The organism is Amycolatopsis sp. NPDC031561, from assembly GCF_055580625.1.
In genome coordinates, this window is the sequence record NZ_JBVILA010000008.1 from 226,214 (window position 1) to 235,983 (window position 9,770).

The 9,770-nt window shown below is 68.3% G+C and carries 10 protein-coding genes; 4 read left to right on the forward strand and 6 right to left on the reverse strand.

What is annotated here, in order from left to right:
* Positions 1-10: 10 nt before the first annotated feature.
* The 4 genes from ACZ5IK_RS19475 to ACZ5IK_RS19490 are packed head-to-tail and all read right to left on the reverse strand — an operon-like array spanning position 11 to position 3,868.
* Positions 11-1,072: an ABC transporter permease gene (locus ACZ5IK_RS19475; protein ID WP_465488919.1), complete on the reverse strand. Its 1,062-nt coding sequence runs from the start codon at positions 1,070-1,072 to the stop codon at positions 11-13.
* A complete protein-coding gene (locus tag ACZ5IK_RS19480; protein WP_101610056.1) occupies positions 1,069-1,833 on the reverse strand; it encodes an ATP-binding cassette domain-containing protein in 765 nt (254 codons plus the stop codon). Before ACZ5IK_RS19480 ends, ACZ5IK_RS19475 begins: the two co-directional genes overlap by 4 nt.
* Positions 1,830-2,885, reverse strand: a complete 1,056-nt coding sequence (locus ACZ5IK_RS19485) for a class I mannose-6-phosphate isomerase (RefSeq protein ID WP_465488920.1) — start codon at positions 2,883-2,885, stop codon at positions 1,830-1,832. Before ACZ5IK_RS19485 ends, ACZ5IK_RS19480 begins: the two co-directional genes overlap by 4 nt.
* Positions 2,882-3,868 (reverse strand): LacI family DNA-binding transcriptional regulator, encoded by a 987-nt coding sequence (locus ACZ5IK_RS19490; protein ID WP_465488921.1) that lies wholly within the window; start codon positions 3,866-3,868, stop codon positions 2,882-2,884. Before ACZ5IK_RS19490 ends, ACZ5IK_RS19485 begins: the two co-directional genes overlap by 4 nt.
* Before the next feature lie 285 nt (positions 3,869-4,153).
* On the opposite strand from ACZ5IK_RS19490, the gene ACZ5IK_RS19495 reads away from it, so the two are divergent.
* Together ACZ5IK_RS19495 and ACZ5IK_RS19500 are read left to right on the forward strand one after the other, a co-directional pair.
* Positions 4,154-6,541 carry a GH92 family glycosyl hydrolase gene (locus ACZ5IK_RS19495; RefSeq protein WP_465488922.1) on the forward strand — a complete coding sequence of 796 codons (2,388 nt, stop codon included), beginning with the start codon at positions 4,154-4,156 and terminating at the stop codon, positions 6,539-6,541.
* Between the two features lie 203 nt (positions 6,542-6,744).
* Positions 6,745-7,110: a DUF3817 domain-containing protein gene (locus tag ACZ5IK_RS19500; protein ID WP_465488923.1), complete on the forward strand. Its 366-nt coding sequence runs from the start codon at positions 6,745-6,747 to the stop codon at positions 7,108-7,110.
* A 74-nt stretch (positions 7,111-7,184) separates the two neighbouring features.
* On the opposite strand, the gene ACZ5IK_RS19505 is transcribed toward ACZ5IK_RS19500, so the two are convergent.
* Positions 7,185-7,685, reverse strand: a complete 501-nt coding sequence (locus ACZ5IK_RS19505; protein WP_037341773.1) for a MarR family winged helix-turn-helix transcriptional regulator — start codon at positions 7,683-7,685, stop codon at positions 7,185-7,187.
* A gap of 87 nt (positions 7,686-7,772) precedes the next feature.
* On the opposite strand from ACZ5IK_RS19505, the gene ACZ5IK_RS19510 reads away from it, so the two are divergent.
* Positions 7,773-8,075 carry a thiamine-binding protein gene (locus ACZ5IK_RS19510; protein WP_465488924.1) on the forward strand — a complete coding sequence of 101 codons (303 nt, stop codon included), beginning with the start codon at positions 7,773-7,775 and terminating at the stop codon, positions 8,073-8,075.
* Between the two features lie 13 nt (positions 8,076-8,088).
* On the opposite strand, the gene ACZ5IK_RS19515 is transcribed toward ACZ5IK_RS19510, so the two are convergent.
* Positions 8,089-8,505 (reverse strand): hypothetical protein, encoded by a 417-nt coding sequence (locus ACZ5IK_RS19515; RefSeq protein WP_465488925.1) that lies wholly within the window; start codon positions 8,503-8,505, stop codon positions 8,089-8,091.
* Between the two features lie 97 nt (positions 8,506-8,602).
* Here ACZ5IK_RS19515 and ACZ5IK_RS19520 point away from each other — a divergent pair, with 97 nt between their 5' ends.
* Positions 8,603-9,580 (forward strand): tetratricopeptide repeat protein, encoded by a 978-nt coding sequence (locus ACZ5IK_RS19520; protein ID WP_465488926.1) that lies wholly within the window; start codon positions 8,603-8,605, stop codon positions 9,578-9,580.
* The last annotated feature ends 190 nt before the right edge of the window (positions 9,581-9,770 follow it).

Consider the following 9,770-nt stretch of genomic DNA (forward strand, 5'->3'; position numbering starts at 1 on the left):
GTAGGGAAATTCAGCGAGAGTTGCGGCGACGACGGCGCCGCTGGTCGAACCAGACCGCGGCGATCAGCACCGCGCCGACCGCGATCATCTGCCAGAAGTCCTGGACCTGCGTGATGTTGAAGCCCTTCTTCAGCACGGCCGGGATGAACACGCCGATCACCGTGCCCAGCACCGAACCGACGCCGCCGAAGAGGCTCGTGCCACCCATCACCGTGGCGGCGATGGCGTTGAGGTTGTCCGTGGTGTGCGCCGAAATCGTCGTCGACGCGTAGTACGCCAGTGAAAGGAAACCGGCGACACCGGCGAGGAAACCGGTGAGCGTGTACACCTTCAGCAGATGCGCGGTCACCCCGATGCCCGCCCGGCGCGCGCCCTCGGCGTTGGAGCCGACGGCGAAGGTGTAGCGGCCGAATTTGGTGGTGTGCAACAGCCAGGCGCCGATCAGCGTGATCACCACGGCCACCAGCACCAGGTTCGGCACGCCGCCGAACGACGTCCCGTAGCCGAGCGTCTTGTTGAGCTCGGTCGGCACACTGCGCACGTCGGACCCGTTGTTCAGCAGGTACGCGGCGCCGAGCGCGGCACCCATCGTGCCGAGCGTGACGATCAGCGGCGGGATGTTGGCCACCGCGATCAGGAAACCGTTGACGAGCCCCCAGACCGTGCCCGCGACCACGGCCGCCAGGAGTCCGACGAGGATGACGTCCCAGCCCGCCTTCGTCGCGTCACCGCCGGGGCTCATCGCCTCCATCGTCTTGCCTGCCACCATGCCCGCGAAGATCAGCACGGATCCGACCGACAGGTCGATGCCCGACGTGATGATCACGAACGTCATGCCGACCGAGAGCACCAGCAGCACCGAGGTCTCGATGAGCAGCGTCTGGAAGGTGAACAGCGTCGCGAATTCGGCGGGCGCGATCGCGGTGAACACGATGATGAGCGCCAGCAGCACCAGCGCGATCCAGAACGTGTTGGCCCCGATCAGCCGCTGCCCGATCGACCGCTTGCCGAAACCACCGTCCACTGAGGACTGGATCCCGGGGTCCTTCTTCGTCGGAGTGGACACGGTCACGCCGCCTCCTCTTGTACGAGGGCGCCCGTCATCGCGGCGACCAGGTCTTCCAGTTTCGTGTCGGCGCCGGTGAACCGGGCGACGCGCTTGCCGAGCCGCAGCACCTCGATGCGGTCGGACACCGACAGCACCTCGGGCATGTTGTGGCTGATCAGCACGACGGCGATGCCCTTGTCCCGCACCTTCTTGATCACGTCGAGCACGCGTTCGCGCTGCACGACGCCGAGCGCGGCCGTCGGTTCGTCCATGAACACGACCTTCGACGCCCAGACGACCGACCGCGCGACCGCGACGCTCTGCCGCTGCCCGCCCGAAAGCGAACCGATCGGGACGTCGGTGCTCTGCAGGGTCACGCCGAGCCGCTGGAACTCCTCCACGGCCTGGCGGCGCATCTCGGCCTTGTCGAGCATCCCGAGCTTGCCGAGGATCCCCTTGCGGTGGATTTCCCGGCCGAGGAACAGGTTCGCGGCCGGGTCGAGTTCCGGCGCGACCGCGAGGTCCTGGTACACCGTCTCGATTCCCATCCGCCGGGCGGTGGTGGGGGAGTCCAGGTGCGTTTCCTCGCCGTCGAGCAGGATCTTGCCCGACGTCGGCTGCTCCGCGCCGGACAGGCATTTGACCAAAGTGGACTTCCCGGCGCCGTTGTCGCCGATCAGCGCGGTGACCTCGCCCGCACGTGCCTGGAACGACGCGCCGCGCAGCGCTTCCACCGAACCGTAGCGTTTGACCAGGTCCTGTGCGTCGAGCAGGAGTTCGCTCACGACCGCTCCCTCTTCTCGGGTGCCGGCGGCCTGCAGCGGATGACCGTGACGTCGCCCTCCACAGTGGACTGTCCGGCGTCGTGCGGGACCACGTAGGTCTCGCCCTTGCGCAGCGCGTACTCGCCGCCTTGTTCGGTCCGGAGCGTTCCCGAACCGTCCATGACGACCAGCACTGCGAACGACGGGTCCAGTGACAACGTTGTCGACATGCCGGAAACAGCGGGACGGAGCTGGTCGGCACGGAAGAACGCGTCACTGCCGTCGGCGAGAAGATCCACAGTGGACGCTTCGTCGCCCGCGGTGCGCTTGACGATCGAGCCGAGCCGTTCTTCGTCCCAGCCCGAGGTGTCGAGGGTTTCGATGGCCGTCTCGAAGCCGATCCCGAGGTGCGCCTTCTCCGGGTCCGCCAGGAAGTCGCGCCATTCCAGGGTCAGCGAGAAGTCGGTCGGTTGCTGGAGCTCGACGACGAACACGCCCTCGCCGATCGCGTGCGGCAGCCCGGCCGGGATGTAGACCGTGTCGCCGGGGGTGACCGCGACGCTGTTCAGCGCGCCGAGCATGGCGGGCGCGTCCTGGGACCGGGCCCATTCGTTGACCGTCGCTTTGTCGACGGTCTCCTTGAAACCGGGGTAGACGCGCGGGTCGTCGCCGTAGGTGCCGACCACGATCCACGCTTCGGTCTTGCCGAAATGCGAGTCGAAGTGCCGCCTGGCGAACGAATCCGACGGGTGGAAGTGCACGGGCAGGCGCTGGCCCGCGTCGAGCAGCTTCACCAGCAGGCCGGTCGAGTCGCCGAGTGCCTCGACGTGCTTGGCGCCGAGCCAGGCGGAAGGGTTCTCGCGGACGGCGTCGCGCAGCCAGGCCCCGTCGGGGAGCTTGGTCAGGCCGTTGGTCTCCTGGCCGAACATCGTGGTGGCCGAGCCGACCCAGTCTTCGGGTCCGAACTTGGACTCGGAAGTGGCGCCCCGCAACGCGGCGATGGCGTCGCCGCCGCGGTAGAACTGCGGCGGCTGGTTCGCCGGCAGGCGGATCGGTTCGAGGTGACCGCTCATGACGGGGCGACCTCCCCGGAACCGCGGGCTACGAGATGCACGGGCAGAACTACCTTTCTCGGTGCGGATTGATCTCCCTGGACCCGGGCGAACAGCAGTTCCGCGGCCGCCCGGCCCAGCGCGCTCACGTCGTGCGCGATCACGGAGACCGGCGGATCCAGCAGATCCGCCAGTTCGAAGTCGTCGAAGCTGATCATCGCGGGACGCCGCTCCGCGTGCGCCAGCGCGCGCAGCAGATGGACGGCGACCCGGTTGTTGCCCGCGATCACGGCGGTGGCGGGGTTCGGCCCGGTGAGTAGCCGCTTCACGGCGTCACCGACTCCCTCGGCCGTCGGCGTCCGCATCACGACGAGGCTCTCGTCGTAGGGGATCCCGTTGCGGACGCAGCCTTCCCGGAACCCGCGCAGGCGCTCGCCCGCGGTGAAGATGTCCGGGCTGTCGGCGAGGAACGCGATCCGGCGGTGACCGTGTTTCGCCAGGTGGGCGACCGCTTCGACGGTGCCGCCGATGTTGTCGACCAGCACCGTGTCGGCCACGATGTCGCCGGCGGGCCGGTCGAGGAACACCACGGGCGTGCCCGCGCGCATCTCGGGGACCAGGTAGCCGTGCTGCATCCCGGCGGGGACGACGAGGATGCCGTCGACGCGGCGGGAACAGAACTCGAGGACCAGTTCGCGTTCGCGGTCGGAGTTCTCCTCGGACGAACCGGTCAGCACCTGGCGGCCGAACGAGGTCGCGATGCGTTCGACGGCGCGGTTGAGCTCCGAATAGAAGGGGTTCCCGACATCCTCGACGATCAGGCCGATCGTCCCGGTCGTCGAGCCGCGCCGCAGGTTGCGCGCGCCGAGGTTCCGCCGGAACCCGAGCTGCTCGATCGCCGCCATGACGCGCTCCGCGGTGTCCGGATGGACGGCGGGCTCGTCGTTCACTACCCGCGAGACGGTCTTGATGCTCACGCCCGCGAGGCGGGCCACGTCACTCATCGTGGCCCGTCGGCTGGTGGTGCGGTGGCCGTTGTCCGGTCCGCTGGAAGACAACGTTGTCATAGTGGCGGGAATTGAACGCGAGCGACGCGATGATGTCAATGCCCGGTTCGTCCAGGAGACGCTTTCCGAGTTCGAACCGTTACTGCCGGGTGGACCCGATGCCGCCGTTCGCGTGGTCCTTGTCCTGAATCGGACAGGGTTTGGCGGACCTCTTGACCAGGTGGTCTGTTCTTGTCGAAGGTGAAGATGCAGCGACAACGTTGTCAGGAGGCGGCCTTTCCCATGCCCGCAAGCACTTCGACCCGCGTCGCCGGGTTGTTCACCGCGCTCACCGTCACCGCCGGGCTCCTCACGCCCGTCGCGGCGGCGGCGCCCGGTGGCGACCCCGTGGACGCGGTCAACACCTTCATCGGCACCAAGGACGACGGCAACACCTTCCCCGGCGCCTCGGCCCCGTTCGGGATGACGCAGGTCAGCCCGATCTCGTCGCATTACGCCGGCTACCGCTACGACGACACCGCGATCCGCGGCTTCGGGCATTTCTTCCTGTCCGGCGCGGGCTGCTGGGAGCAGGGCGGTCTCGTGTCGTCCCTGCCCACGACCGGTTCGGTCGGGCCCGGCGCGGCGTTCGACACGACCAAGGCCGACACCTTCGATCACAAGAAGTACGCCTCGCCGTACACGCACGAGGGCGAGGTCGGGAAGCCCGGCTATTACAAGGTGCGGCTCACCGGTTACGGCGGCGTCGACGCGGAGACCACCGCGACCACGCGGACCGGGGTCGAGCGGTACACCTTCGCCAAACCGGGCGACGCGAACGTTTTCGTCAACGTCGGGCAAGCCAACGACAAGGAACCCGTGACGGCGAGCCAGATCCGCGTCGTCGGGGACCGGACGGTCGAAGGCATGGTGGAGTCGCAGGCGTTCTGCGGCGGGAAGCCGTACAAGACCTGGTTCACCACGACGTTCGACAAGCCGTTCAAATCCTTCGGCACGTGGTCGCCCACCGGTGGCACTCCCGGCTCGAAGGAGTCCGCCGGCGGCGAGGGCCTGCGCGGTGCCTGGCTGACCTTCGGCGGCGGGCAGGTCACCGCCACGACGGCCATCTCCCATGTGGACGCTTTCGGTGCGAAGCTCAACCTGGCCTCGGAGAAGGGCCGTTCGTTCGACGCGGTCCGCGACGGCGCCCAGCGGGCCTGGCGCAAGGAACTGTCCTCAGTGGACATCAAGGGTGGGGCGAAGGACGACCGCACGGTGTTCTACACCTCGCTCTACCACGCGCTGCTGCAGCCGCTGACCGGCAACGACGCCGACGGCCGGTATCGAGGGTTCGACGACAAGATCCATCGCGCGCTGGGCTGGACGTACTACGAGTTCTTCTCGTTGTGGGACACCTATCGCACCCAGAACCAGTTGCTCGCGCTTCTGCGGCCGGCGCGGGCGAAGGACGTCGCGAAGTCCGTGCTCGCCATCCACGACCAGGGTGGCTGGCTGCCGCGCTGGGCGTACGCGAACCAGGAGACGAACACGATGACCGGCGATCCGGTCACCCCGTTCCTGGTGGACCTGTGGCGCTTCGGCGCGCTGTCCGGGCAGGAGCTCAAGGCGTACCAGGCACTTCTGCAGAACTCGCGGGAGATCCCGCCCGCGTCTTCGCCCTTCCAGGGCCGTGCGGGGAACGCGAGCTATCAGAAGGACGGGTTCGTCCAGTACGACAAGGACTTCCCGAAGAAGGGGCAGGACACCGATCCGGATCACGGCGCTTCGGCCACCTTGGAATACGCGCTCGCGGACTGCTCGCTCTCCATCATGGCCGCCGGTCTCGGCAAGAAGGACGACGCGAAGGCCTTGGCGGACAAGGGACGCAGCTATCGCACGCTGTGGGACTCGTCGGTGACCGACCGCGGCTTCACCGGTTTCTACCGGCCCAAGCTCGAAGGCGGCGAGTGGTTCAGCCCGGCGGGCAAGCCTTTCAACCCGCAGAGCCAGGACGGGTTCCACGAGGGCACGTCGTGGCAGTACCAATGGCTGACCCAGCAGGACGTCCCCGGTCTCGTCGACCGCATGGGCGGCAAGGAGAACGTCGGCAAGCGGCTCGACGACTTCTTCGCCTACGGGGACCTGGTCAAGGACCCGGCGAAGACCGTGCGCGAGGAATGGGTCGTCGGCCCGTACAACTACTACAACCAGTTCCGCTACAACCCGAACAACGAGCCGGATCTGCATTCACCCTGGATGTACACGCTGACCGGGCAGCCGTGGAAGACCTCGGCCGTCGTCCGCGCGGCGCACACGTTGTTCACCAACGGCGCAGGCGGTGTCACCGGCAACGACGACCTCGGGACCATGTCCGCGTGGTATGTCTTCAGCGCGCTCGGCCTGTACCCGGCGGTGCCGGGGACCGGGCAGTTCGTGCTCAACGCGCCGCGGTTCGAGAAGTCGGTGGTGCGTCTGGAGAACGGCCGCGACATCACGATCAAGGCCGCGGGCGCGGATCCGTCGAAGCTCCAGTACGTCCAAGGAATGGGATCGGGCTCGCAGCGGGCTTACGTCGGTCTCGAACAGCTGACACGAGGGACCACTTTGGACTTCAAGCTCACCGGCGACGCCGCGAAGGCGACGTGGGCGACAGGTCCCGATGGGGCGCCGAAGTCGCCCTGCGCCGGGTGATCCGAGTGGTTTAGACCGGTTCGCACCGGGGGTCGTGAGGAGCATCACGGCCCCCGGTGTTCCGGTGAGGGCCGTCACGCCTCACACTGGTATTACCACGTCCGACAGCGCTGTTGACGTCCCTGGCGAGTCCGCCTTGGACAGTGCTCGTCGGACGTAGTCATGTAGACACAAGCAGTGGTGAGACCCCACAGGAGGAGAACGTGTCCAGCAAGGCCGCTCTAGTATTCCGCGTGGCCGCGGTAGCCGAAGCCCTCTCCTGGGCCGGGCTGCTGGTCGGGATGTTCCTCAAGTACGCCGTCAAGCTCGGCGAGGGCGGCGTTCCCGTCCTCGGCATGGTGCACGGCGTCGTCTTCGTCCTCTACGTGCTGGTCTCCCTCTCCGTGGCGAAGCCGCTCGGCTGGCGCCCGAAGACCCTGATCCTCGCGCTGCTCTCCAGCATCCCGCCGCTGTTCACCTGGCTGTTCGAGTCCTGGGCGCTGCGCAACGGCAAGCTCGACGGCCCGCAGCGGCTGTCGCACGGCGGTGTCGGCCTGTTCGAGCGGACCCCGGAACCCGCCGCCGTCTGATCTTTCCTTGATCGCGTGAAGGCCCCCTTCCCTCTGCTCAGCCGAGGGAAGGGGGCCTTCACGCGCTCGCGGGGCTATTCGGTGAAGTCGCCGGTGGCCTTGCGGACCTTGGTGAGCAGGTCGGTCAGCTGCTCGGTCTGCTTGCCGGTGAGCCCGGTCAGCCCGAAGTCGATCTCGGTGACCGCCTTCGTGGCCTCTTCGCGGCGTGCGCGGCCTTCGTCGGTGATCTCGACCAAGGTGGTCCGGCGGTCGGTCGGATGCGGTACGCGCTTGACCAGCCCGTCCTTCTCCAGCCTGTCGACGATGTTGGTGACGCTCGTCGGGTGCAGCTGCAGCCGCTCGCCCATCACGCGCATCGGCAGGTGGGAGGCGCGGGCGAAGGTCAGCAGGACCAGCGCCTCGTACCGGGCGAAGGTCAGCCCGTGCGGCTTGAGCGCCCCGTCCACCGCGGACTGGATGATCTGCTGCACGCGCATGATCCCGGTCACCGCGGCCATGGTTTCGGACGGCCCGATGCGGGCCTCCCACAGCTGCGCCGCGCGGGCGATCGGGTCGAACGGCAACGGACGGCTCATGGCGATCGAAGTTACCAGCGGGTACCCGTGCCATGCCGCACGACCGGGTGTTATGCGTGGGAAAAGTGTCTGAACGAGGAGCAGAAGATGATCGTGGCCTTCAGTGTCAGCCCGTCCGCGACCGAGGAAGACGGCGGGGTCAGCGAAGCCGTCGCCCGTGCGGTGAAAGTGGTGCGCGAGTCCGGCCTGGCGAATTCGACCAACGCGATGTTCACCAACATCGAAGGCGAGAGCTGGGATCAGGTCATGGACGTCGTCAAGCGGGCCGTCGAGGCCGCGGGTGAGGGTTCGTCGCGGGTCGGGCTGGTGCTCAAGGCCGACATCCGGCCGGGTTACGAAGGCCAGCTGACCGCGAAGGTGGAGCGCGTCGAGAAACACCTGGGCGAGTAGGTCAGGCGCTTTGTCATGGCAGCGGCGGGGTGAGGGAGAGCAACCACAGCTTGTCCTTGACCGCGACCGCCACTGGATAGCCGAACGCGCTGCCGTCGGCCAGTTTCCCGCTGACGGTCGCCGAAGTCGGCGCGAGGTCGTCCGGTGCGAACTTCACCGTGACGTCGTGGAAACCGCGGCCGGCCAGCGCGTCGACATAGGACTTCGCGAAGTCGCCCGCCGACGCGGGCGGATAGTCGATGAGCTCGGAGAAGGCCTCGGCGTCGTGCTCGTTGAGCGCGGCGGTGAGGTCCTCTCGAAGCTTCCCCGGGCTTTCGACACCGGGGTCGGGCTGATGGGCGATCAGCACGGTGATGACGCTCACCCAGGTGACGGCGATGGCTATCGCGACGGCCACGGTGGCCGTCCGGCGTGTCGGAATGTCGATCACCTCCTCGCAGCGAGCCTGCCGGACCGGGACCGTCCTGCCAAGCGGGCACCCGGGGGCATGCGGTGAAACGCTCGGGTATGCGTGCCAGGATGGAACCGTGACACACCCACGCGGATCAGCAGCGAAGACGGCGGCCCTTTCCGCCGCGCTTTCCGGCGCGGTCGACCTTTCCGCGCTCAAGGCGCGTGCCGAGGCGCCCCAGAAACAGCCTCCCGCCCCACCGAGGGCTCCTGCGGCCGATGGCGCCGCACCGGCCGGACCCGTCGCGGGCGGTGCCGTGATCGAGGTCACCGAAGCTACTTTCCAGACCGATGTCGTCGAGCGATCCATGCAGCAGCTGGTGGTCGTCGACCTGTGGGCCGAATGGTGCGGGCCCTGCAAGCAGCTCAGCCCGGTGCTGGAGCGCCTCGCCGCCGAGTCCGGCGGCGCCTGGGTGCTCGCCAAGGTGGACGTCGACGCCAACCCGCGCATCGCGCAGCTCTTCGGCGCGCAGTCGATCCCGACGATCATCGCCATCGGCGGCGGCCAGCCGGTCGACGCGTTCTCGGGCGCGCTGCCCGAACCCGAGATCCGCAAGTGGCTCGGTTCGCTGCTCGACGCGCTGCGCGACCGGCTGCCCGGCATCAAGGCCGCCGAGGAGAACGGCGGCGGTGTCGAGGTTCCGGAGGACGTGCGGTTCACCGAGGCCGAAGAAGCCTTCGAACGCGGTGACTTCGCCGCGGCGCAGGCCGCCTACGAGCGCATCCTCGACGTCGAGCCCGCGAACGAAGACGCCAAGACCGCGCTCGCGCAGGTCAAGTTCACCGCCCGCGCCGAGGCCGCCGGCCCGGACGCGATCGCGAAGGCCGACGCCGCCCCGGCCGACCTCGACGCCCAGCTCGCCGCGGCCGACCTCGAAGTCGCCGGGCAGGAGCCCGAAGCGGGCTTCGCGCGGCTGATCGCGGCCGTGCGGCGTACCGCGGGCGACGACCGCAACAAGGTGCGGGAGCACCTGGTGGCGCTGTTCGAGCTGTTCGACTCGGCGGACGAGCGGGTCATGAAGGCGCGGCGGGACCTGGCGAGCGCGCTGTACTGAGGTTCTTTGGTACGTGAAGGCCCCCTTCCTTGCGCTAGGCGCAGGGAAGGGGGCCTTCACGTACTTGGGGCTGGTGCCGGAGTGGGTCACCGTGGTCGTGGGGGGGGGGTTGGGGGTTTTCCCCCCCCCCCCCCCCCCACCCCCCCTCTCCCCGGCCGCCACACGTCCCGCGAAGGGGTTTTCCAACCAC